The following is a 422-nucleotide window of genomic DNA, read 5'->3' on the forward strand; positions in this document are numbered from 1 at the left end:
ACAAAGTACCGCCAGGCTGAGAGATCGTCGATTCGCGTCATCGGTTTTTGCGGCCGCTTCGATAGGCAGGCGCCGCCTCCTTCAGGTTGCGCGTTTAGCGGAAGAGCGGCCCGAAGAAGGGGGAATCGAACTTCGTGCAGCCGCTTCGAAATTTCAAGGTTTATCAGGCAATTCAAATGCTTATTTCTTTTTGTAACCCTATCAGAACCACGATGTAGAAAGCCATGATGTTTTTGCACTTCACGCAAAGTGTATTTGCGTCAAACAGTGTTGTGCAAGCGCTCGCGGACGCCGAAACTTCTTCGTCGATGCGTTCGCGGGTCCGAATTTGCTCGGTCGACATTCGGTCGGGCCGCCTCCGTTGCTCCACCTTTTCTCATTGAGGTTCGGTCCGGCAGCACCCGCGAACGTCTTTTTTCGAC

General features: G+C 53.3%; 1 protein-coding gene. It reads left to right on the plus strand.

Annotated elements, in window-relative coordinates; genetic code table 11:
• On the plus strand, positions 1 to 196 hold a 196-nt coding region (locus H6A60_RS12665; protein ID WP_205105198.1), incomplete at its 5' end, for a hypothetical protein.
• Positions 197 to 422 lie beyond the last annotated feature (226 nt).

The sequence above is a fragment of the Sutterella massiliensis genome (assembly GCF_016899755.1).
GTDB classification, from domain to species: domain Bacteria; phylum Pseudomonadota; class Gammaproteobacteria; order Burkholderiales; family Burkholderiaceae_F; genus Sutterella; species Sutterella massiliensis.